At 68.5% G+C, this 22,431-nt stretch carries 22 protein-coding genes, 1 tRNA gene and 1 pseudogene; 7 read left to right on the top strand and 17 right to left on the bottom strand.

Annotated features, from left to right (window positions below):
• Positions 1–39: 39 nt before the first annotated feature.
• The 4 genes from H2Q94_RS28385 (at position 40) to H2Q94_RS28370 (ending at position 6,110) form a co-directional block, all read left to right on the top strand.
• Complete coding sequence (locus tag H2Q94_RS28385; protein ID WP_243790194.1) at positions 40–1,617, top strand: complex I subunit 4 family protein; 1,578 nt, start codon at positions 40–42, stop codon at positions 1,615–1,617.
• Between the two features lie 3 nt (positions 1,618–1,620).
• On the top strand, positions 1,621–3,198 hold the full coding sequence (gene nuoN / locus H2Q94_RS28380; RefSeq protein WP_243790193.1) for an NADH-quinone oxidoreductase subunit NuoN: 1,578 nt from the start codon (positions 1,621–1,623) through the stop codon (positions 3,196–3,198).
• Between the two features lie 49 nt (positions 3,199–3,247).
• Positions 3,248–4,279 (top strand): polyprenyl synthetase family protein, encoded by a 1,032-nt coding sequence (locus H2Q94_RS28375; protein WP_397545389.1) that lies wholly within the window; start codon positions 3,248–3,250, stop codon positions 4,277–4,279.
• 319 nt (positions 4,280–4,598) lie between these two features.
• Positions 4,599–6,110 (top strand): sunset domain-containing protein, encoded by a 1,512-nt coding sequence (locus H2Q94_RS28370; RefSeq protein ID WP_243790192.1) that lies wholly within the window; start codon positions 4,599–4,601, stop codon positions 6,108–6,110.
• A gap of 425 nt (positions 6,111–6,535) precedes the next feature.
• Here H2Q94_RS28370 and H2Q94_RS28365 read toward each other — a convergent pair whose 3' ends face one another.
• Complete coding sequence (locus tag H2Q94_RS28365) at positions 6,536–6,976, bottom strand: Lrp/AsnC family transcriptional regulator (RefSeq protein WP_243790191.1); 441 nt, start codon at positions 6,974–6,976, stop codon at positions 6,536–6,538.
• Between the two features lie 74 nt (positions 6,977–7,050).
• Here H2Q94_RS28365 and ddaH point away from each other — a divergent pair, with 74 nt between their 5' ends.
• On the top strand, positions 7,051–7,911 hold the full coding sequence (gene ddaH / locus H2Q94_RS28360; RefSeq protein WP_397545388.1) for a dimethylargininase: 861 nt from the start codon (positions 7,051–7,053) through the stop codon (positions 7,909–7,911).
• Between the two features lie 54 nt (positions 7,912–7,965).
• Here the strand turns inward: ddaH and H2Q94_RS28355 are convergent, their stop codons facing one another.
• Positions 7,966–8,871 carry a YceI family protein gene (locus tag H2Q94_RS28355; RefSeq protein WP_243790190.1) on the bottom strand — a complete coding sequence of 302 codons (906 nt, stop codon included), beginning with the start codon at positions 8,869–8,871 and terminating at the stop codon, positions 7,966–7,968.
• Between the two features lie 331 nt (positions 8,872–9,202).
• Here H2Q94_RS28355 and htpX point away from each other — a divergent pair, with 331 nt between their 5' ends.
• Complete coding sequence (gene htpX / locus H2Q94_RS28350; RefSeq protein WP_243795959.1) at positions 9,203–10,072, top strand: zinc metalloprotease HtpX; 870 nt, start codon at positions 9,203–9,205, stop codon at positions 10,070–10,072.
• Between the two features lie 24 nt (positions 10,073–10,096).
• On the opposite strand, the pseudogene rfbA reads toward htpX, so the two are convergent.
• Both rfbA and H2Q94_RS28340 read right to left on the bottom strand, forming a co-directional pair.
• Positions 10,097–10,977: pseudogene (gene rfbA / locus H2Q94_RS28345) on the bottom strand (glucose-1-phosphate thymidylyltransferase RfbA).
• Between the two features lie 312 nt (positions 10,978–11,289).
• Complete coding sequence (locus H2Q94_RS28340; protein ID WP_243790189.1) at positions 11,290–11,781, bottom strand: YajQ family cyclic di-GMP-binding protein; 492 nt, start codon at positions 11,779–11,781, stop codon at positions 11,290–11,292.
• Positions 11,782–11,906: 125 nt separating this feature from the next.
• Between H2Q94_RS28340 and H2Q94_RS28335 the strand changes: the two genes are divergently transcribed.
• Positions 11,907–11,987, top strand: a tRNA-Tyr gene (locus H2Q94_RS28335).
• A gap of 131 nt (positions 11,988–12,118) precedes the next feature.
• On the opposite strand, the gene H2Q94_RS28330 is transcribed toward H2Q94_RS28335, so the two are convergent.
• From H2Q94_RS28330 to H2Q94_RS28270, 13 genes are all read right to left on the bottom strand, one after another.
• Positions 12,119–13,486, bottom strand: coding sequence for a tyrosine-type recombinase/integrase (locus tag H2Q94_RS28330; protein WP_243790188.1), 1,368 nt, complete (start codon positions 13,484–13,486; stop codon positions 12,119–12,121).
• Positions 13,483–13,680 (bottom strand): helix-turn-helix transcriptional regulator, encoded by a 198-nt coding sequence (locus H2Q94_RS28325; protein WP_243790187.1) that lies wholly within the window; start codon positions 13,678–13,680, stop codon positions 13,483–13,485. The genes H2Q94_RS28330 and H2Q94_RS28325 overlap by 4 nt, the downstream gene beginning before the upstream one ends.
• A 12-nt stretch (positions 13,681–13,692) precedes the next feature.
• Positions 13,693–14,103, bottom strand: coding sequence for an RRQRL motif-containing zinc-binding protein (locus H2Q94_RS28320; RefSeq protein WP_243790186.1), 411 nt, complete (start codon positions 14,101–14,103; stop codon positions 13,693–13,695).
• A 315-nt stretch (positions 14,104–14,418) separates the two neighbouring features.
• On the bottom strand, positions 14,419–15,939 hold the full coding sequence (locus H2Q94_RS28315) for a YfjI family protein (RefSeq protein WP_243790185.1): 1,521 nt from the start codon (positions 15,937–15,939) through the stop codon (positions 14,419–14,421).
• Between the two features lie 80 nt (positions 15,940–16,019).
• Positions 16,020–16,973 (bottom strand): bifunctional DNA primase/polymerase, encoded by a 954-nt coding sequence (locus H2Q94_RS28310; protein WP_243790184.1) that lies wholly within the window; start codon positions 16,971–16,973, stop codon positions 16,020–16,022.
• Positions 16,970–17,290 carry a hypothetical protein gene (locus H2Q94_RS28305; RefSeq protein ID WP_243790183.1) on the bottom strand — a complete coding sequence of 107 codons (321 nt, stop codon included), beginning with the start codon at positions 17,288–17,290 and terminating at the stop codon, positions 16,970–16,972. Before H2Q94_RS28305 ends, H2Q94_RS28310 begins: the two co-directional genes overlap by 4 nt.
• Complete coding sequence (locus H2Q94_RS28300; protein ID WP_243790182.1) at positions 17,290–17,904, bottom strand: GGDEF domain-containing protein; 615 nt, start codon at positions 17,902–17,904, stop codon at positions 17,290–17,292. Before H2Q94_RS28300 ends, H2Q94_RS28305 begins: the two co-directional genes overlap by 1 nt.
• Positions 17,905–17,994: 90 nt before the next feature.
• Positions 17,995–18,414 carry a single-stranded DNA-binding protein gene (ssb, locus tag H2Q94_RS28295; RefSeq protein WP_243790181.1) on the bottom strand — a complete coding sequence of 140 codons (420 nt, stop codon included), beginning with the start codon at positions 18,412–18,414 and terminating at the stop codon, positions 17,995–17,997.
• Positions 18,415–18,439: 25 nt separating this feature from the next.
• Complete coding sequence (locus H2Q94_RS28290; protein ID WP_243790180.1) at positions 18,440–18,916, bottom strand: hypothetical protein; 477 nt, start codon at positions 18,914–18,916, stop codon at positions 18,440–18,442.
• Positions 18,913–19,269 carry a hypothetical protein gene (locus tag H2Q94_RS28285; RefSeq protein ID WP_243790179.1) on the bottom strand — a complete coding sequence of 119 codons (357 nt, stop codon included), beginning with the start codon at positions 19,267–19,269 and terminating at the stop codon, positions 18,913–18,915. The genes H2Q94_RS28290 and H2Q94_RS28285 overlap by 4 nt, the downstream gene beginning before the upstream one ends.
• Before the next feature lie 34 nt (positions 19,270–19,303).
• On the bottom strand, positions 19,304–19,813 hold the full coding sequence (locus tag H2Q94_RS28280; protein ID WP_243790178.1) for a Pycsar system effector family protein: 510 nt from the start codon (positions 19,811–19,813) through the stop codon (positions 19,304–19,306).
• Between the two features lie 158 nt (positions 19,814–19,971).
• On the bottom strand, positions 19,972–21,996 hold the full coding sequence (traB, locus tag H2Q94_RS28275; RefSeq protein WP_243790177.1) for a plasmid transfer protein TraB: 2,025 nt from the start codon (positions 21,994–21,996) through the stop codon (positions 19,972–19,974).
• Between the two features lie 57 nt (positions 21,997–22,053).
• Positions 22,054–22,407, bottom strand: coding sequence for a hypothetical protein (locus H2Q94_RS28270; protein WP_243790176.1), 354 nt, complete (start codon positions 22,405–22,407; stop codon positions 22,054–22,056).
• Between the last annotated feature and the right edge of the window lie 24 nt (positions 22,408–22,431).

Raw genomic sequence — 22,431 nt, 5'->3', positions numbered from 1 at the left:
GCAATCCCTCGCGCAAAGCCGTGTGGAAGAGGAGATCCGATGACCCTGCTCCTCGCGCTCATCCTGCTGCCGCTGGCCGGGGCGGTCGCGGTCGGGCTGCTGCGCCGCAACGCCCCCGCGGCGAAGTGGACGGCGCTCGCGGTGTCCCTGGCGGAGTTCGCGCTCGCGATCGCCGCCTGGGTCGCCTACGACCCGGCCGGTCCGCGCCTGCAACTGGCGAGCTCGATCGAATGGATTCCCGCGTACGACATCCGGGTGTCGTTCGCCGTGGACGGCATCGCGCTGGTCATGGTCGCCGTGATCGCGCTGCTGATGCCGCTGGTGCTCGGCTTCAGCTGGGGCGAACGGCTGCCGGAAGGCCGCAGCCACGGCGGGTTCTTCGCGCTGCTGCTGGTGGAACAGGCGCTGACGGTGGCGGTGTTCGCCGCGACCGACGTGTTCCTGTTCTACGTGCTGTTCGAGATCATGCTGATCCCGATGTACTTCCTCATCGGCGGCTACGGCGGTGAGCGCGGCAAGCACGCGGCGGTGAAGTTCTTCCTGTACTCGTTCCTCGGCGGCCTGATCATGCTGGCCGCCGCGATCGGCGCGTACGTCTACGCCGCGCAGGCCACCGGCCAGGGCACGTTCGACTGGGCGACGCTGGTGCCGATCCTCGCGGACGCGCCGGTCTCCGTGCAGGTGTGGATCTTCCTGGGCTTCTTCACCGCGTTCGCGATCAAGGCGCCGCTGGTCCCGCTGCACACCTGGCTGCCGGACGCCGCAGAGCAGGCTCCGATCGGCGTCGCGGTGATCGTCGTCGGCGTGCTCGACAAGGTCGGCACCTTCGGCTTCCTGCGCTACAGCCTGCCGCTGACCCCGGAGGCATCCCAGCTGCTGGCGCCGCTGGTGCTGGTGCTCGCGGTGCTCGGCGTGCTCTACGGCTCGCTGCAGGCGTTCGGGCAGACCGACCTGAAGCGGTTCATCGCCTACGTGTCCATCGCGCACTTCGGGTTCATCGCGCTCGGGATCTTCGCCTACACCTCGCAGGCCCAGGTCGGCGCGGTGTCGTACATGCTCAACCACAGCCTCGCGACCGGGCTGCTGATCCTGGTCATCGGCATGATCATCGCGCGCGGCGGGTCCACCCGGATCGCCGACTACGGCGGCATGGCGAAGATCACTCCGCTGCTGGCGGGGACGTTGCTCATCGCCGGGCTCAGCACCCTGTCGCTGCCGGGCACCAACTCCTTCATCAGCGAATTCCTGGTGCTGCTGGGCGCATTCCCGACGCGGCCGGTGTACACCGTGCTCGCCACCATCGGCATGGTGCTCGCCGCCGTGTACGTGCTGCGGCTCTACCAGCGGATCATGCAAGGACCGGTGCGCGGCGACGCGCTCGTCGGCACCGCGGGCGGCCCCGGCGCGGTCACCGACCCGAACAAACCCGGCGCGCACCGGGCACGCGTGCTCGACCTGCAGCCGCGGGAGATCGCCGTGTTGACCCCGCTGATCGTGCTGGTGCTCGCGCTCGGCGTGTACCCGAAGCCGGTGCTGGACGTGATCACCCCGTCGGTCGGGGCGACCATGAGCGAGGTCGGCGTCACCGACCCCGTGACCTCGCAAGGAGGGAACTGAACAGTGGGTGCCACTCAGGTCGCGGTCCACGCGCAACAGCAGATTCCGATCCCGCCGATCGACTACGCGGCGATCACGCCGGTCCTGGTCGTGCTCGGCGCCGCCTGCATCGGCGTGCTCGTCGAAGCCTTCGTGCCCCGGCGCTCCCGCTGGACCACCCAGGTCGCGCTGAGCCTGCTCGCGCTGGTCGGCGCCGGGATCGCGCTCGGCCTGCACGCGCGGGCCGGCGGCACCGGCGTCACCACCCTGTCCGATTCGCTTGCCGTGGACGGGCCGACGCTGTTCCTGTGGGCGACGCTGCTCGGCCTCGGCGTCGCGGCGATCCTGCTCATCGCCGACCGTTCGGTCGAACCGGGCGGGGCGTTCGTCGCCGAGACCGCCGCCGAAGCCGAACAGGACTCCGGGCGGGAACGGCGCGCGACCGGCGCGATCGCCGGGATGCGCACCGAGGTCTTCCCGCTCGCGCTGTTCTCCCTCGGCGGCATGATGGTGTTCTGCGCCGCCAACGACCTGCTCACCATGTTCATCGCGCTGGAAGTGCTGAGCCTGCCGCTGTACCTGATGTGCGGGCTGGCGAAGCGCCGCAGGCTGCTCTCCCAGGAAGCGGCGGTCAAGTACTTCCTGCTCGGCGCGTTCGCGTCCGCGTTCTTCCTGTACGGGCTGGCGCTGCTCTACGGCTACGCCGGTTCGGTGCGGCTCGCCGACATCGCCGAGGCCACCGCGGGCAGTGATCGCTCGGACACGCTGCTCTACGCCGGGATCGGGCTGCTCGTGATCGGCCTGCTGTTCAAGGCGTCCGTCGGTCCGTTCCACACCTGGACGCCCGACGTGTACCAAGGTGCGCCGACCGCCGTCACCGGGTTCATGGCGGCCTGCACCAAGGTCGCCGCGTTCGGCGCGATCCTGCGTGTCCTGCAGGTCGCGCTGCACACCTCCAGCTGGGAGTGGCGCGGCGTGCTGTGGGCGGTGGCCATCGTGTCGATGGTGATCGGCGTGGTCCTCGGACTCACCCAGAGCGACATCAAGCGCATGATCGCGTACTCGTCGATCGCGCACGCGGGGTTCCTGCTCATCGGCTCCATCGCGCTGACCGAACGCGGTCTTTCGGGCACGATGTTCTACCTGTTGGCGTACGGATTCACCACGTTGGCCGTGTTCGGTGTGATCAGCCTCGTGCGAACCTCGGAGGGTGAGGCTACTCACCTTTCCGATTGGGCCGGGCTGGCGAAACGTTCACCGCTGCTCGCCGCAGTGTTCACCTTCCTGATGTTCGCGCTCGCCGGTATCCCGCTGACTAGCGGTTTCATCGGAAAGTTCGTGGTCTTCGAGGCGGCGTTGGCCGACGGAATGGCCCCGTTGGTCGTGGTGGCCCTGGTGGCCAGTGCGGTTGCGGCGTTCTTCTACCTTCGTGTCATCGTGCTGATGTACTTCAGCGAACCGGCCGCGGATGGTCCCACCGTCAGCGTGCCGGGCGCGTTCACGACGGCGGCGATCACATTGGGTGTGGTAGTCACGCTGTTGCTGGGCGTGCTGCCCACGGTGGCTCTGGACTGGGCCGGTGTGGGTGGTTTCGTGTCGTAGAGTGCCCGCCCGTAGGGCGATTCGGTGGGGGAGCGAAGGCGACGGTGACGTGAGCAGCCCATCTGGTGAACCGGTCAGGAACGTGGCTGGCAGTACTGCTGCGAGCGGGTTCGACATCGACGATCCGGCGCTGGCCGAGTCGATCTCCTCGGGGATGGCCAGGGTCGAAGAACTGCTCCACGAGTCGGTGCGCAGCGAATTCGACTTCGCCACTCGCACCTCGCTGCACTTGGTGGACGCCGGCGGCAAGCGGTTCCGTCCGCTGTTCGCGTTGCTGGCGGCGCACTTCGCGGACCCGACGCCGGACGAGGTGATCACCTCGGCGGCGGTGGTGGAGATGGTGCACCTGGCGACGCTGTACCACGACGACGTGATGGACGAGGCCACGATGCGCCGCGGCGCGACCAGCGCCAACATGCGCTGGGACAACTCGGTGGCCATCCTCACCGGCGACTTCCTCATGGCGCACGCCTCCCGGCTGGTCGCCGACCTCGGCGCCGACGCGGTGCGGCGGATGGCGACCACGTTCGAGGCGCTGGTAACCGGTCAGCTCCGGGAGACGATCGGCGTCGGTGACGGACAGGACCCGGAGGAGCACTACCTCCAGGTGATCTACGAGAAGACCGGTTCGCTCATCGCGACCGCAGGCCGGTTCGGCGCCAACTCGGCGGGTGCGAAACCCGAGCACGTGGCGGCGCTGGAGGCCTTCGGCAAGAGCATCGGCATCGCGTTCCAGATCTCCGACGACGTCATCGACATCGCCTCGGCCGCCACGGACTCCGGGAAGACCCCCGGCACCGATTTGCGGGAGGGCGTGCTGACCCTGCCGATGATCTACGCGCGGGACGCCGTGGACACCGATCCGCGGCTGCTCGAACTGCTAGGGCAGCCGCTGAACTCGGACGACGACGTGGCGGAGGCCTTGAAGCTGCTGCGCGAATCCAGCGGTCTGCGGCGGGCGCGAGCCAAGCTCGACGAGTACGCGCAGGAGTCGCGAGCGGTGCTGGAGCAGCTCCCGGCCTGCTCCGCGCGGAACGCGTTGGAGGCTCTGGTTCACTACGTGGTGGCCCGGACCCGCTGACCTCGGCCGGCGGGTGTTCGGGTCGCGGTAGCTCAGGTGACGTGTCGTCATCGGAGCCCCACTTCGGGTAGCGGTACCGGTGTCGGGCCGGTCCGTTGGCCGGTGGCTCTCCGTGGCGATGAATCCGGTTCCACGAACGCGTGGGCCGCGGTCCTCGAGGTGCCGGGAACTGAACACTAGGCGCACTGATCCGCTCTTTCGGGTTTGATCCGAAACCCGATTCGGGGGACGAGCTGCGCCGAGGTACGGAGCGCAGCGTGTTCGGCGTAGCCTGTCGAAGCTCACGGTGCCCCACGTGGCCTTGAGGAGGGCGTCGCCGGTGGTGTGGCTGTTTACGCAGGTGTGGTTGTGGAGTGTCGCCGCGTTCCTGCTCGGATCTTTGATCACCTGGTTGTTGTTCGTGCTGCCGCTGCGGCGGAAGCTGCGCAAGGTCAGGTCCGAGTTCGCGGATCATGAGGACGCGCGCCAAGACCGGCAGGCCTGGCGGGCGCAGGACCCGTCGCGGCCGTCGAAGGTCGAGCGCACCACCGTCCAGCCGCGCTGGGAACAAGAAGCGGACGAAGAACCCCTGCCGGACGTCCCCGAACCGCCGCCTCGGACGGATTCGACGCAGACCGCCCGGCTGCCGCACCCGGCCGCTGAGCAGTCCGCCGCGCAGCAGGCGGCGGTCGACGCCCGGGCTGAGGTCTCGGTGCGCGGCGGCTCGCAGGTCGCCGACCTCGTTGTCGACGACGAGACACCCCAGCGTGCCGAGCAGCAACGTCCGCAGCCGCCGCAGCAGGCACCGAGCAGCCCGCAACCCACTCCGACCGCCCGTCCCATCGGGGCGTGGCAGGAGGACGAGAGCGCTTACGCGGGCCGCTCCAGCGGTGGCTGGTGGCCCAGCCGCGGCCGGGAGGACGACACGGTCGTGCCGTCGAACGCGGTGGGTTCGCCGTGGACCATCCCGCCGAACCACGAAGCCGAGCAGGACACCCCGCGGCCCACCTCCGCCGACATCGGACAGGCCCTCGGTCGTGGTGAGAACGCCGTCGACCCGGCGGCCGACCGCCCGGTGGAATCCGCGAGCACCTGGTTCCAGAAGGACGCCGTGGACGAGGGCGCCGAACCGGAGATCGCCGGATCGCCGCGGGCCGAGAACTCGACCGCCGGCGGGACCGAGATCTTCGCGCGGCCCGACACTGCCGCTGAGACCCCCGAGCGGACCGGTCCGCCCGGACTGTCCGGCGCGGCCGAGCTGTCCGCCGCGCTCGGCCTCTCGGACCTGGCGAGCTCGCCGAAACCCGCGTCCGAACAGCCACGTGACGCAGTCGAACCGTCCCGCGACGAGCCGACGCCCGAACCGTCCCGCGACGACGTCGAGCCCGAACCGGAGCAGCCCGCGGCGTCGGATCGGCCCGACGAGCGCGAGGACCACCACGGCTTCGCCGGAAACCTGCGTGCACTGGTGGAAAGCCGAGCCCACGAGTTCAGCGAACCGGCGTCCGGTTCCGTCCAATCTTCGGACGTGCCGGTGGTCGCGGAGTCCGAGCAGACCCCGCTGCCGCGACGCACGCCCGGCGCCGGACCGCGCCCCGGAATGCAGCAGACCTCCCGTTCGCCCGGCGCAGCCTGGCACGCCGACCCGCAGGCGCAGGCCAACCGCAGGCGCGAGTCACTGGCCACGCCGCAGGAGCCGTCGCAGCAGGACGGGCACATGATCAAGGGTGATTTCGGTTCGCGGCGGTACCACGCCCCGGACTCGCCGCACTACGACCGGGTCATCGCCGAGGTCTGGTTCCGCAGCGAAGCAGACGCGGAGGAAGCCGGCTTCGTCGCTTGGAACGATTGAGCCGGTCGTTTGGCTTTGGTGGTCGGGTGGCGGAACCTCAGTGGCTTCCTCGCTGCGGGATCTTTTTCCCGAGTGGCTCCGCCACGAGGGAAAAAGCTGTCCTCGCGAGAGACCAACTGAGAACCCGCGGGTGGTCGGCTTTGTGACGTGGGCTATGCGCTGACGCGCATACAGGCACGGCTTCGCCGCAAGGCACGGCCTTCGGCCGCGAGGCAGGCGGGGCTTTGCCCGCCCTTCGCGGGCTTCGCCGCTAAAAGCACGGCTTCGCCGCACGGCACGGCCTTCGGCCGCGGGGCAGACGGGGCTTCGCTCGCCCTTCGCGGGCTTCGCCGCCAAAAGCACGGCTTCGCCGCCAGGGTTCGGCTTCGTTGCTAGGTACGGCTTTGTTGTTGGCGGGGTGGCGCCGTGGTGAGCGGCTGGGGTGTTCAGGGTTGCGGGGGGCGTTCCAGTAGGCGGGAGAGCACGACCGTTGAGACTGTTCGGCTGATGAATTCCACCGCGCGCAGGCGTTCCAGCGCGGTTTCCAAGTGGTGGATGTCGGCTGCGCGCAAGTGCACGATCGCGTCCGCGGGGCCGGACACGGTGTAGGCGGCGACCACCTCCGGCAGCGGTTCCAAGCCGCTGCGGATGCGGTGCGTGGGCACGTTGCCGTGGCAGTGCACCTCGACGAAGGCCTCCGTTCCCCACCCCAACGCCTCCGGGTCGACCACGGCCGTGAAGCCGCGCAGGATGCCCAGGTCCAGCAGCTTGTCCACCCGGCGCTTCACCGCGGGAGCGGAGAGTCCGACCACCGCGCCGATCTCGGCGTAACTGGCCCGCGCGTCCGTCACCAGCTGCGAAACGATTCGCTGATCCAAGGCATCCATGCGCAACATAATGCCGTATTTCGCGCAATGGAGCGTTATTGAACGTCGTCCGAGCCCCGATTAGATTTCGTATCATGACGGTCACCGCCGCATTCGCGGATCAGCATGCCGCGCCGCGTCCCCGCACTGCCACGCTGCGCAACTACGTGATGTGCCCGCCGGAGCACTTCGCCGTGGAGTACGTGATCAACCCGTGGATGAACCCGGACGAGCCCGTCGACGTCGCGTTGGCGATGCGGCAGTGGCTGGAGCTCAAGGAGACCTACGAGCGCCTCGGCCACGCCGTGTCGGTGGTTCCCGCGCAGCCGGGACTGCCGGACATGGTGTTCGCGGCGAACTCCGGCACCGTGGTCGACGGCCGCGTGCTGGGCTCCCGGTTCCGCGCCGAGCAGCGCGCGGCGGAGGCAGAGCACTTCCGCCGCTGGTTCGTCGAGAGCGGTTTCCGCGAGATCGTGATGCCCTCGAGGACCAACGAGGCCGAGGGCGATTTCGCGTGGACCGGCGAGCTGCTGCTGGCGGGCACCGGTTTCCGCACGGACCCGGAGGCGCACGCCGAGGCGCAGGAGGCGCTGGGCGTGCCGGTGGTCTCGCTGCGGCTGATCGACGCCCGCTACTACCACCTGGACACGGCCCTGTTCGTCCTGGAACAGGGCGAACACCCGCAGATCGCCTATTACCCGGAGGCGTTCTCTGCGGGGTCGCGGCGGGTGTTGGAGCGGCTGTTCCCGGATGCGGTGATCGCGGACGGCGCCGATGCCGCGTGCCTCGGGCTCAACGGTGTCTCGGACGGCAGGAACGTGGTGCTGCCGCTGGAAGCGACCGGACTCGCCGATCAGCTGCGGCTGCGCGGTTACGAGCCGATCCACGTGGACGTCTCGGAACTGCGCAAGTCGGGCGGCGGCCCGAAGTGCTGCACGATGGAACTGCACGGCTGACGTGGCAGAACAGCTGGGGCGCCGACGGTTCCCCACAACCGTCGGCGCGAGCGATCACTGTTCCAGCACGGCCTGCACGCCGAGTTCGATGTCGATCGTCGGACCGACGACGGCGATGCCCTTGGCGAGCGTCGCCTGCCAGTTCACCGCGTAGTCCTCGCGGCGCAGACTGGTCGTGGCGCGGCAGGCGGCCCGGCGGTCGCTGTCGAAGCCGGGTCCCTGCCAGGTCCGCTGGCCCAGGTATGCGGTGTCGAGCTGCACGCTGCTGCTGCTGCCGCGCAGCGTGAACGCACCGTCGATGAGCCAGCGGTCACCGCGGACCTGGTTGAACTTGGTGCTGCTGAAGTACAGCTTCGGGTAGTTCTCCACGTCGAGGAAGTCCGCGGACTTCAGGTGCGTGTCCCGCATGTTCACGCCGGTGTCGATGCTGTCCGCTTCGATCACCACGTCGATCCGGGAGTCCTGGAAGCGCGGTGCGACCTGGATCTGGCCTTCGAACGAGTTGAACCGGCCGCGGATCTTCGACATGCCGACGTGCTGCGCGACGAAGTGGATCTCGGTGTGCGTGGGGTCGAAGGTCCACACTCCGGGCTGCGGCAGGGCCAGCGAGTTGTCCGATTCCAGCCGCACGCCGCCGAGCGAGGTGTGCTGGTTGACCCGGACCTCGATGCGAGCGCTCTTGCGCTTGAAGCCGCCCGCGCTGATCGAGATCTTGTGCATCCCCGGTTGCACCGTTGCAAGGAATGAGCCGTAGCTGTCCGTCTCGGCGCTTGCGATCTGCTGGTTGAGCCGGTCGGTGATGGTGACGAGCGCTCCCGGCAGCAACTTGCCCATCTCGTCGTGCACCTGGCAGCTGATGACGCCGCCATCGAGGGGGGTTTCCGGGAGATATCCGGCGTTTCCGGCGCCGGGCCGTGGGGCGGCGCCGGTGTTGCGGCGCCTGCGCAATTTGGCGAACATCTGGGATCCTTTCTGCTCTCCCGCCAACCCCCAGGCGGGAAAGTTCTTCATTTCGGTGGCGCGGCCATGCTAGGCCCGATGGATCTTGGCGTCCCGGTCCCATGTGGTCTGATCGCACCGTTGCAGGTCATCGTTGCACCATGGTCGAATCGGTCTGGACCTCTCAGGTGTCGTGGGGCACGCCACGACAACGGAACTTCGGTCGTCCGCCACACGTTTCCCCCATGACTCCCGACGATGTGGACGAGTGACGTCGCAGGTCGAGGGCGATTCGGCGAAAGCCCGGAGGAGACGCACGGTGAGCAGCGACAGACACGGAGGACACGGCGTAGTGGGCGGGCATCTCAACGGACTCAAGACCGCGCTGCTGCTCGGCGGAATGAGCGCCCTGGTCCTTCTGGTCGGGTCACTGTTCGGCCGGATGGGCCTGGTCATCGCACTGGTGGTGGCGCTGGGCATGAACGGCTACGCCTATTTCAATTCGGCAAAGCTGGCGTTGCGTTCCATGCACGCACGTCCCGTGTCCGAAGCGGAGCAGCCCGCGATGTACCGCATCGTGCGGGAGCTGGCCACCTCCGCGCGCCAGCCGATGCCCGCGCTCTACCTCAGCCCGACCCGGGCGCCGAACGCGTTCGCCACCGGCCGCAACCCGCGCAACGCCGCCGTGTGCTGCACGACCGGCATCCTCGAACTGCTCGACGAGCGGGAACTGCGCGCCGTGCTCGGCCACGAGCTGTCCCACGTGTACAACCGGGACATCCTGATCTCCAGCGTCGCCGGGGCACTGGCGAGTGTGGTGACGTTCCTGGCGAACTTCGGGATGCTGTTCGGCATGTTCGGCGGCCACGACGAGGACCGGCCGAGCCCGGTGGCGATGCTGCTGATCGCGCTGTTGGGGCCGGTGGCGGCGGCCGTGGTGCAGATGGCGGTGAGCCGTTCCCGCGAGTACCAGGCGGACGCGTCCGGTGCCGAGCTCACCGGGGACCCGCTGGCGCTCGCCTCGGCGCTGCGCAAGCTGGAACGCGGCACGCAGCAGGCTCCGCTGGCCCCGGACCCGAAGCTCGTGTCGCAGTCGCACCTGATGATCGCCAACCCGTTCCGCCCCGGCGAGAAGATGGCCCGGATGTTCTCCACCCACCCGCCGATCAGCGACCGGGTGAAACGACTGGAAGGCATGGCGGGCCGGCGACCCATGCCCTGACCGCGGTGTCCTGCGGGGCTTCGCTCAGACCGTCGCACCCGCGGAGCGGGCCACTTCCATGACGTATTCGCCGTAGGCGGATTTGGCGAGCTTGGTACCGAGCGCGTGGCACTGGTCCGCGGAGATGAAGCCCATCCGCAACGCGATCTCCTCCAGGCACGCGATGCGGACGCCCTGCCGGTGTTCCAGGACCTGCACGAACTGGCCCGCTTCCAGCAGCGAGTCGTGCGTGCCGGTGTCCAGCCACGCGTAGCCGCGGCCCAGCTCGGTCAGGTGCGCCCGCCCCTGCCGCAGGTAGGCCATGTTGACGTCGGTGATCTCCAGCTCGCCGCGAGGCGACGGGGTCAGGCCGCGAGCGATGTCCACCACGTCGTTGTCGTAGAAGTAGAGCCCGGTGATGGCCTTGTTGGACCGCGGCCGCTCCGGTTTCTCCACGATGGACACGAGCTTGCCCGCGGAGTCGACCTCGCCGACGCCGTAGCGGTGCGGGTCGCGCACCGGGTAGCCGAACAGCGTGCACCCGTGCAGATCCCGAGTGCTCTGCTGCAACACCCGCGAGAAGCCCTGGCCGTAGAAGATGTTGTCCCGAGCACCAGCGCCACCGGGTCGGAGCCGATGAAGTCCGCGCCGATCACGAAGGCTTCGGCGAGCCCGTTCGGCTGCGGCTGCTCCGCGTACTCGATGTTGACGCCGAACTGCGATCCGTCCCCGAGCAGCCGCCGGAACAGCGGCAGGTCCACCGGGGTCGAGATGAGCAGGATGTCGCGGATCCCCGCGAGCATCAGCACCGACAGCGGGTAGTACACCATCGGCTTGTCGTAAACGGGCAGCAGTTGCTTCGACACGCCCTGCGTCAACGGGTGCAGCCGCGTGCCGCTGCCACCCGCGAGCACGATTCCCTTCACCCGGACATCCCTCCAGCGCCTGTCGGTCGTCACCACGGTAGACGAACCGGTCCTGGAGGTAACCGCAGTTTCCCGGTGACAGTGTCCCGTTCCACGCCGATCGGCGGAGCGGCTGAGACGCTCAAGATCAATGTGAATCCGCTCGGGTGGCCCTGAGGGCACGGAGATGCTGGTTCGGGGCGCAGCGGCGACGCTGGGCGGCGTTGCGGCCACTCGACGTGATCGTGTTCGAAGCCGGAGACCGGGTGCCGTGCTTGCCTTGAGCGGCACCCGGCCTGGTTCCACGGACGGCCGGCGCCGAAGCGGCCGGGATCAGCGGAAGTTCTCGAACTGCAACGCCACGTCGAAATCGGTGGACTTCAACAACTGGATCACGTTCTGCAGATCGTCCTTCTTCTTGCCGGACACCCGCAGCTGCTCACCCTGGATCTGCGCCTGCACGCCCTTCGGGCCTTCGTCGCGGATCTTCTTCGAGATCTTCTTCGCCACGTCCTGCTCGATGCCCTGCACGACCTTGCCGCTGACCCGGTACACCTGCCCGGAGCCGGCGGGCTCACCCACGTCGAACGCCTTCAACGAGATGCCGCGTTTGATCAGCTTCTCCTTGAACACCTCGATCGCGGCCCGGCACCGCTCCTCGGTCTCGGACTCCAGCACGATCGCCTCCTGCCCCGACCACTGGATCTTCGTGCCCGTACCGCGGAAGTCGAACCGGTTCGCCAGTTCCTTGGCGGCCTGGTTCAGCGCGTTGTCCACTTCCTGCCGGTCCACCTTGCTCACCACGTCGAACGACGGGTCTGCCACCGCGCATACCTCCTGTTGGAACGAGACGTCTCGCCCGGACACGCTACCGGCCGCACCCCCTCCGGAACCGGTCGACGCACACCTGTATTCTTGTCCCCGCAAGCCAGCGAGAGCTGGCAGGCGACGCCAGGTTGCCCGAGCGGCCAAAGGGAGCTGACTGTAAATCAGCCGCGAAAGCTTCGGAGGTTCGAATCCTCCACCTGGCACACCAGCCGAAACGGCCCGGTGACCTGCACGAACGGTCACCGGGCCGTTTGCTGTCCTATGCGGTTGGACCCGAGCGCCTACGGACCTCTGCGGCTGTCCGCGGACAATGCGCGGACACGGCCGTGGGGGCTCAACCGCCGAGCGCGCGCTGTACCCGCTCCCTGGCTGCCTGCTCGCCCCCGTCCAGGCACTTGGCGTAGACGCGCAGTAGGACGTGCACGCTGTGCCCGGCCCACTCGGCAATACGGGTCGCCTCAACGCCGGCATTAAGCCACGTCGACACTGCGGCGTGACGGAGGTCGTAGGGGCGCTTCGCCAACGGCGATGACTGGACCTCTTTGGTGAACACGTCGGCGCGAGCTTGTGCCCACACCCGGCCGTAGACGCTGCTTCCAAGACGTCCGCCATTACGCACGCCTGCGAACAGCCGACCATCCGGTGCCGTGCCGTGCTTGGCGATGTGGCGGTGCAGGAGCGCGGTGAGCTCAGGCGGGCACGGGACCACTCGCCCGGTGCTGTCCACCCGGTGCTTCAGGTTGCGCGGCTCACTGCGCGCGCCAGAGTCAGACCATGGCTCGGCAATCTCTGGTGTCGCCTTGTCGAGGTGCAGCTCACCCCACCCCTCCGCCGGTATAGCTAGATTCCGCTTGCCAATGTTCGTCGCCTCCTCTGGGCGCAACGCCGCGTAGTACAGCAGCGCGAAGAACGCCGTGAGCCGGTCGCTCCGCTTCTGCACGGCATGTAGAAGCATCCTGGCCTGAAAAGGGTTGGCGACTGAGCGCCGATCGACTTGCTTGAGGGTTGCGGTGTTGCGATTCACCTTCACCTCGTCCAGGGGGTTAGCGGTCAGCAGCTTCTTCTCGATCGCGTAGTCGATCGCGCCGCGGAACGTCGTACGGCGGAGCCGGATGGTGTCCGGCGCCGCGCGTTCGCCACTCTGCTTCAGGTCGAGCGCTCGCAGTACGTCGCGCAGTAGCTCGGGTTTTGCGAGCGCGCTCACCTTGTGGGTGTGGTCGGCGATCCAGCGCAGAGCCCGCCGGATTTCATCCGGATGCTCGCCGTTGCGGGCGCGGGAGCTGAAGGCGGTGCGCAGGGCACTATTCGTGACCTTCTGATCCGGTTTTCCGTTCTCAGTGGTGAGCAGTGCGCTTGTGATCACGATCAGCGAGTCCGCCGTGCTCTTGCGGTGGCCGGGGGACGTGTGCGGCCACTTCATGTCGACGTAGGCACAGGCGAAGTCGAACCAGCTCATCTGATTCGCCGTCGCCCGAGTCATCGACACCGGGAGTCCCGGCTCGTCGACGAGGAACGCTTCGCCCTTGCTGGCGGCGGTCACGAGCTGTGCGTGGAAGCTGCTCGCGAGCGTCTTTCCCTTGAACGACTCGTGATGCTCGTGCGTGCCGACACGCCACCGGACCCGGTAGCTGGTGACCTTGCCGCTGGCGTTCTTACGGGGTTTGGTTTCCCAGATCTGGACGTTGTAGCTGGTGTCGGTCACGCCGCGTCGGCCTCCAGGGTGTCGAGCCAGGTGTCGAAGTCGGTGCGTTTGATGCGCAGTGAGCCGTTGGGGAGCCGGATGCACTTCGGGCTTCGGCCTTTGGCGCGCCAGTCGTCGAAGGTGGATCGGGAGATGGCCATCTCGGTGCAGAACTCGGGGACGGTCATCCAGGTGCCGCTTCGTCGAGTGGGCATGGTTCCTCCAGTTCAGGCCACGGCCGGTTGGGTACGGCTGTCGTGGCAGTCGAGGCATTCCCCGTGGAGTGGTGGGGTTTTGGGGATGCGGTAGCCGACGTCGCAGTCGCAGGTGTCGCAGATGCGGTGTGCGCGGTTCATCGCTCGGATGGCGCGGTGCTGGGCGAGGGTGGGGGTGCGTTTCTCGGTGGCGTGGTGTCCGTCGTAGAGCCAGGCGCGGAGTGGGTCGGTCGGTCGGCGCTGTCGTGGTCGGAGCATTTGGGCGACGGCGGGTTGTCGGCCTGGGCAAAGTCCGGTTTCGCGGAGTTGGCGGCGGGTGAACAGGTGCTCGGGTGCCTCGCCCCAGGGGTAGGTCGGGAGAGGGTGGCGGTCGGCGTTCGGGTCGTAGCAGTCGAGGCTGGTGCGGTAGCGGCGTTCGGACATGGGTGTCTCCCGGGCGGTGAGAGCGAAGGGGGCGTACACAGAATCCACAAAATCCACAAAACCCCGGCGGCTGGTCGTTTCAGCAGGTCAGCGGGCCGTGTTGTGATCTTGCTGGCGTCAACAGAATGTCCACAGAATGTGCACAAAAATCCGTGCAGGTCAGCAGCTTGCGGTGACCGGTCGGACGGGCGGGGCTGAATTTTGTGTCATTCTGTGTCCATTTTGTTGACGCTCCGCACGAGCGGACATGAGTGCCTTGACCTGCGGTTTCGGTGTTTCTGTGGATTGTGTGGATTTTGTGTACGGGGTAGCGGTTCAGGGCCGGTCGGCGAGTGCGCGGTAGGAGGGGTGCGGCCAGTAGGTGGCGCCGGGTTTGCGGCCGGGTCCAGTGCGGGCGGGCGGGTCGGTGCGCAGGATGTGGCCGCGGTCTTCGAGCACGGCGAGGGCGGGGTCGATCGAGGTGGCGCTGGTGAAGTGGCGGCGGTGGGCGGCTTGCACGTCGCGGCGGGTGAATGCGGTGGGTTGGGTGCGTTCGATCCAGGCGAGGATGGTGCGGGCGTCGTCGAGGGTGGCGTCGGTTCCCATGTGGTCGTAGGTGGCCACGGCGTGGGCGAGGAAGTACTCGCCGAGTCGCCGTGCGGCGGTGAAGGTGTCGCGGGTGATCTCGTGTTCGCCTGCGGTGTCGAGGTGGTGGGCGGCGTGGAGGTTCCCGGCGAGGCGGGCGACTGCGCCGGGGTATTTTCCGGCCCAGTCGGTCATGTGCCCGTAGGCCGCACCGGGCCGCAGGTGTGGCTCCACTTCCGCCTGAAGTTCGTACATGGCCTCGTTGGCGTCGCTGCTGAACACGAACGGCACCGGCTTCGACAGTCCCGCGTAGTGGTGCACGAGGGTGCGCATGCGGGTGTCGTAGGCGGTGGCGACCTCGTCCGGGATCGGAGCAGCCGCGCGGGTCTCGCGGAACCCGAGGGTGGAGGTCGGCAGCGAGTACAGGAACCGGCCCAACAGCCCCTTGTCCCGGGCGTCGGTGATGGCGGCGAGGTTCTTGAGCACGATCGGCTGCACGACCAACCCAAGGGTGAGGTGCGCGGCGTCGACGCGGATCTCGTCGCGGCCCTGGCGTTCGACGTCGAGCGGTTCACCGGCGTGGCCGGACAGGAACACGTCGAAGTTCGCGGTGCCGGAGTAGCGCCCGGCGATGATCGAGATGATGCCGCCCTCCGGGGCGAGCACGGCGAGCCTGCCGCCCTGCTCAATCAGGCGCGCGGTGGCCTTTTCCGGGGTGATGTTGTTGACCACGAGCTTCGGCTTTGGCGGCACCACGATGCCCTGAGCGCGCAGCGCGGCGTCGGTGGCGTCGTCGACCGAGGACGGGTCGTCGCTGGCGGCCTTCTCTTCGGCTTCGCGGGCTTCACGCTCGGCGATGCGTTTGGAGAGCTGGGCGGCTTCGATCTTCGGCATGGCATGCTCGCCAAGGTGCTGCTCAACGGCGTACACCGGGGTGGTCATCACTCGGAACACCTCGGACTTGCGGGTCCCGGGCGGGAGGGCGGCGATCAGGAACAGGTTCGCCGGTTCGGTGTAGCCGGGGCGCACCTTGATCGAGGCGCGGCCGCCGATCGCGGTGGACAGCGACGAGAGCGCGACGCTTCCGGCCAGATCCGGCGGGGTCTGGGTGAACTCGGAGACCGCGCCGACCATGTCAGCCAGCCATCCGGGAAGTGCAGAAGTCGGGAACGCGGGCAGATCACGCACGCTGTCCAGCGGGATCGGCGCGTCCTCCCAGCGGGCGGGCTGCTGGTCGGTGGTGTCCGGGACGGCGTGCAGTTGGGTGGTCATGGGCTCCTCCTCTCCGGTGTGGGTGGGGTGGCTCGGGCGCTGGATGCGCCCGAGCCCGGGGGTTTGCGGTTGCGGGGTGCTCATGCGGCCTGATCACCCCGGTTGCGGAGGGCTCGCGGGTGATCAGCGGCCCAACGGAATGCGGAGTCGATCGTGGCGTCGATCTGATCCGGGTTCCACGGCTCGTTCGGTCGCGTGAGAGGCAGCCGGGACATGGCGTGGTGCAGTGCCGTGCGGGCGGTGGCGTCGTCGACGGCTCCCCCGGCTACCAGGCGCCCCAGTTGCAGGGCGGCTTGGTGCAGTGCGTGGTTTTGCGGCCCTGTGCCGGTCGCTGCCAGCCGGTCGCAGATGGACCGGATAGCGGCAGATACGTAGCGGGACACCCGCACAGGAGCGACCTCACGAGGCGCTGAGATCGCCGTAGACGGCTTGGGAGCCAGTGCCCGGACCAACCACCCCGGCGGATCAACCGGTTCGGTGTCGTCGAGGAGTTCGTAGGCGCCTTCCGGAGTGGTCGATCCGGGTGCGACGACGTAGCCGCCTTCGGCGCGGGTGTCGATCAGCGGGCCGAGAATGCCGGCAGTGTTGCGGAGCCCGGCCGGGGCGCGGAAGTAGTGGTGCATTCCGCCGGACGGGGTGGCCACGGTGTAGGTGTCGGGCCAGGGCTGCCCGGAGCGCCGGGTGAGGCTGGCGAGGACTTCCGAGCCGGTGGTGATCCCCAACGTGTTCCAGCCGTCGGCTAGGCGGTGCCCGTGGCCGGGCTGGTCGCAGTCGACGACCAGCAACCCGGACGGGCCGGTGGCGATCCCGATACCGAACGGGATCTCGGACCAGCAGCCGCGGATGCGGTCGGGCTCGGTGGTGGCGCGCTGCTCCCACCCGCGGTGTCCGTTGGCGCAGACGCCCGTTCCGGGGCAGGTGCGATGTCCGTGCAGGGCGGGGCGTTTCGTGCCGGGGCGCAGCGGGAAGACGTGCCAGCCGAGTTCGGCCAGGCATAGCGCCCACGCGCGAAGCTGTGCAGTTGCGATGTTCACGCTTCCTCCAGCTGTCGCAGGGTCTTGAGCCGGCCCGCGCGGGCAGTGTTTTCCCTAGCGACGTCGTCGTAGTGCTGGCCGGCCGCTCGCAGCGCGAAGAAGAGGCCACGGTGGAACACGCATGCTCCGGCAAGCGCCCGGTAGGCGTCGGCCAAAGCGGTACTGCGGTGAGCGAGGACGTACAGCTCGTTCTCCCTCGCCTCCGAGTTCGGGGCGTCGATCACAGCTTTCAGCGCGGCGCCCACGGCCTCGTAGTCGTTGGTGGCGGTGTCTAGAGCGCGAGTGGAGATGGTGATCGTGGTGGTGTGTTCGGTCATCAGGCGGCCTCCCTCGGCAGGTCCCGTTGACGCGTTGGTGCGGCGGTGCGGGTGGGCAGGGTGGTGACGGGGCGGGTGTGCTTGTCGCCGTACATGCGGGTGTCGGCGTGGCCGAGCAGTGCGGGCAGCGTGGTGGTGCGGGCGGTGTCGACGGCTGCACCGATCGAGACCGACACGGCCAACGGGAGCCCGTCGACCAGGTGCGTGGTGGCGAGGTGGCTGCGCAGGTCACGGGCTCGCAGTTCCGCAACGCGCACGTCAGCGAGGTTGGTGAGCAGTACGGCGAATTCGTCGCCGTGCAGCCGAATCGGCACCTCGCCCGGCCTGCATGAGTCGTCGAGATCGGCGGCGATTGCGGTGAGCATGGCGTCGCCGGTGCGGTGGCCGTGAGTGTCGTTGATCAGCTTGAACCGGTCGACGTCAACCAGCAGCAGCCCGACGAGCCCGCCGCGCCCGGCGCGGCGCTGCACCCGCCGGAACACGCGGGTCAGGGCGTCGCGGTTTCCGAGCCGGGTCAGCGGGTCGGTGTGCAACCGGCGGTGCAGCCGGTTGGCGTAGGCCACGGCGGCGGTGCCACCGCTGGCGGTAGCCACCAGCGCGAGTTCTGCGAACATGACAGGTACCTCCTCCTAGGCGAGGGGTAGGGGCGGCCCCGAGGCTTTTGCAGGGCTGAACGGGGCCGCGCCGCTACCTCACGGGGTGACTCAGAACGGGGGCTCGCCGGGGACCGTGGCCGCGGGCGCCGCGGGGGCGCTGCGCTTGACCTTGGTGGGCTTGGCAGTGGCCCAGCGCAGCGACGGGCCGATCTCGGACACGGCCAGCTCCACGACCGACCGCTTGTCGCCCTGGTCGGTCTGCCACGAGCGCTGCTTGAGCGCCCCAACGACCACCACTCGGTCTCCCTTGGTCAAGGACTCGGAGACGTTTTCGGCGGCCTGGCGCCACAGCGAGCAGCGCAGGAACGTCACGTCCCCGTCGACCCACTTCTGGGCGTCGCGGTCGAACTTGCGGTCGTTGGCGGCGATGGTGAAGTTCACGACCGCATCGCCACTGCTGGGCACGAACTTCAGCTCGGGGTCGGCGGTCAGCGTCCCGGCGACGGAGACTTCGGGCAGTCCTTGCATGGCATGTTCCCTTCCGTTCGGCGGATCAAAGAGCGGGGCAGGTGAGGTGCCGGGCGTCGGCGAGCCGGACGGCGAGGCGCTCGACCTGGTCCCAGTGGCGGGTGAGCAGGGTGTGCGCGCGGTCTCGCGCGGCGGTTTCGGTAAGGCTGTCGGCCACGTCGCGGTGCGTGCGGCGGTAGTTGAGCCGGTCACTGCGGCATGACCTGTAGACCTGGCGTCGGGCCTGTCGGAGACTGCGGCGGGAGTGCTCGGAAAGCCACAGCGCTTCGGCCTCGCCACCGGCGACGACGGAGGTCAGGTAGCCGTCGACCTGGTCGTCATCGATCTCCGTTTCGGCGATGTCCACCCGGCCGCTGGTGACGTCGCCGCCGTGGTGCCACACGTGCATGGCCACAACTCGCAGCCCGGACAACGTGTGGAGTACGGCGTGCCCGGCTTCGTGGACGGCGGTGGCGAGCACCGCGGCGGCGATTTCGTCGTCGGTGAAGTCCACGGCGGTCACCGGTGGTCGATCGGGGTGCGAAAGAGCTTGTCGCCCCGCACGACGTATTCGTGGACCTCGGCGGCCCGGCGAGTGCCGGCCCCGGCGGCGGAGAGGTTCTGTTTCGCGTGGTTGAGGACCATGTACATGTCGGCGAGGCGACCGCGGGCTTGGGTGGTGTAGCCGACGTCGTCGGCGCCCTGGGCCAGGCGGCTGCCCAGGTGGTTCACCACCGTGTTGGTGCGGGCGATGACCTGGGAGAGCCGGTGCAGGGACTGCACAAGATCGCTGTGGTCGAGGCGTCGACGAGCGGCGCTGTCGCAGGCCCGCGTGAGGTCGTCGATCACGTCACCGAGGTGTTCGGGCAGGTTCATTGAGCGGTCCTTCCTTCGTGTCGGGTGGGCGTGATCAGGCGGCGATGAGCGCGAGTGCGGTCAAGGCCAGGCCGGTGAGCAGGCAGTAGATGGCGGCACCAATGCGCTGGTATTTGGCGATGGCCAGCACGGAGAGGATCGCCAGGTGCTGGGCTTCGTCGTCGGCTCGCTGGGGACGGTCGAAGTCGGCGACCAGGGCGGCGGGGTCACGCAGGAACGCCGCCCAGCGCAGGAACCCGGACCGGGCGTTGCCGCCGTTGAGGTTCGGTCGCAGCACCCACAGCAGCAGCACGACCGCGGCGGCGGTGGGGATCGCTGCGAGGAACAGCAGCACGACCGCTGCGGTCGAGAGCCCGCTGCGCATCAGGGCGATGACGCCGGCCAGCACCGCGCCGAACAGCCCCAGCAATGAGGTGGCTTTCGCGTCGCCGCGCTGCAACTCGGTCAGCACGCTGGTCTTGGCGTCAGTGACCCGGCCGGTGACCTTGGTGCGGTCGGTGCGGGCGGCGATGTACTCGGCCTTCATCGGTCGAACCCCTTCCATTTCGATTACTCTCCGTACTGTCGGATGGGCGCACGGAGACACAGTCCTGACGTCAATCAAGATCAACTAACGGGATTTCGCGCGCGCACGCGCGCGCTCGCACGTTGGACGGGAGTCCGGGCCTGCGCCTGACGTCTAACGTCAGACGCCGCCGCTTGTCACGCTGCGTGAGGAGTGTCGGTGTCCGTGTGCGGGGTGGCGAGCCGGTAGACGTCGGCGCGGCCGTCCTTGCCGACCCGGTGCAGCAGGGTGCCGGTGAGCTTGTCGAGCTCGCCGGAGACCCACGAACGGCCGCGGCCGTAGGTGGTCTCGGGGTCCGGGAAGTCCCGGACGGTGAACTGAGTTCGGCCCGCGGCGGCCATCTGCTCGACGTGGCTGCGCAGCATCGCCACGGCTTCCTTACGCGTCGGACGGCCTTCGGGGAAGTCCAGGGTCGCGGCGTCGGCGGGCAGTTCGTGTTCGTCGTCGATAGTCAGCTCGGGGTCGGCGAGGTCGGGAAGGTCGATCGGCTCGTCGTCGAAGTCGGCGGCATCCTCCGGACTCAGGTCCTCCAGCGACTCGAAGTCGCCGGTCGGCTCGGTCCCGTCGGCACCCGCGACCATCGTCGGCCGGTCGGTGGCCGGGCTGGTCAGGTCGAGGTGGCGGGCGTCGATGGGGTGCTTCGCGGGCCGGATGCCGGCGTTGTCGTCGATCGCCGCGCGAAGCTGGGCATCGGTGTGGGCATGGGTGCGCCCCGGGGTGGTGTAGCGGGCTTCGTCGATGCCGGGTCCTTCGAGGTAGTTGCACCCGGGGCGGCGGTTCTTCCACCGGTCCGGGCGCGCCCCGCCCTCGATGGTGTCCTCGGAGAGCAGGTATCCGGCGTCTTCGATGTCGGAGACCCCGAAGCACCACACCCCGCCCAGCTGCGAGCGCACGTCGGTGGGCATGTTGCGGAACGTCGCCTTCTGCAACGACAACACGAGGCTGATCCCGGCCGACCGGGCTTCCTGAGCGAGCCGGATCATCGTCTTGGCGTCTTCGAGGACCCGCGGGGACTCCTCAATCCACACCACCAGGTAGGGCAGCCCGTGCTGCTCGAACGCCGCGGGCACCCACTGGTCATAGCCCCACTGGCCGAGCTGCGAGGCGCGGGCGGTGATCAGGCCGGGCAGCCGCTTGACCGCCCTCTTGCACGCCTTCTCCCCGGTCACCACCTTGTACGGGGCATCTCCCAGGAAACCGACCGTCTGCTCCCCCTTGGACGGGTCCATCACGATCAGCCCTGCGTCGCGGCGGGTCAGGATCTCGGTCCAGGGTTCCTTGGCTCCGTGGGACTTCCCGGATCCGTTCATGCCCTGCACGCCGTAGTGCGTGGCGTTACGGCTCTGGGACTTGTCGCCGGGAAAAAAGATGACCTGCGGTTCGGTGTCCTCGTAGACCCCGACCACCACCGGATCCATGATCGAGCCACCCGGCGCGGACGGCCCCGGCCACGGGGTGGGGTTCTTGAGCACGTCGCGCGGCACGATCGTCATCGTCGCCTTCGAAGAGTCGTCGGGATTCTCGGTCACCCGCACCGCGCCCTTACCCAGCCCGAACATGCTGGCGATGCGGCCGGTGGCCTTCTGCACGTCGCTCACCTCCATCTCACCGCGGGGAAGCTGCAACCGGGTGGTGACCCGGTTCGGCTCCACCTGCGTGGCCGCGGGCTTCACCCCGGCCAACTTGACCTGCTCGAACAGTCCGTCCTCTCCCTCTTCGCCGTCACCGCCGCGCTTGAGTGCCTTGTAGATCGACCACGACAGCGCCACCCCGGCGCCACCGACCGCCCACAGCTCCAACAGCGGTGTCTCGGTCGGCCCGGCGATCGTCCCGGCGGTCATCCACGCCGCGGTGATCCCGCTCGTGGCGGTGGCGAACTTCCGGGTCAACGCTGCCCGGGCTCGGGCGCACTGCCAGGTCACCGCGGTGAGCCCCACTCCCATCAGCGACAGACCCGCCGACGCCCACGGCGCCACGGACGGATCGGTGGCCAGCCACTCGTGCACCCCGTAGGTCACCGGCCACACCGCCGCGTATGCCGCCCACTCCGGCGCGTACGGCGCCAGACGCGACGCCCAATGCTTTTTCGGGGTGTAGTAGCCGAACCCCTGCCCGGACTCGGAGACCGAAAGGTCACCGTTGCGGTTGTTCTTGCCAGCCATCGTCACGCTCTCCTTTCCCGGTGGCCTTGACGGTCGCCGAACTGCCGTGTCACCTGGTCACTCGTCGAACTCGAAGCGCCGCGCCCGGTTCTTCTGCCGGGACTCCTGCACCTCCGGCGAGTAGTGCTTGAGGAACGCCATGTACGCGCCGACCGACGACTTCGAGGCGACCTCGATCGCCGCCGCGGCCTGCTTGAGCTGACGGGCCACCAACTTCGACCGCACCCGCGAGTCCATCCCGCCGAACTTCGGGTCCGCCGTCTTCACGTACCGCAACGCCACTTCGAGTTCCTCGGCCGAAACGTGCAGCTCGTGATACAGCGGGTGGAACAACCGCCGCGCGTTCTCGCAGTACTCCCGGATCGCCGACGACGACACGAACTCCGGAGAACCCAGAATCTCTTTACCCATCAGGAAAACCCTTCCGTTGTGACT

The organism is Saccharopolyspora gloriosae, assembly GCF_022828475.1.
Classification (GTDB): Bacteria; Actinomycetota; Actinomycetes; order Mycobacteriales; family Pseudonocardiaceae; genus Saccharopolyspora_C; species Saccharopolyspora_C gloriosae_A.
The sequence above is the reverse complement of the archived record's forward strand: the minus strand, read 5'-3'. Positions and strand labels throughout refer to the sequence as shown.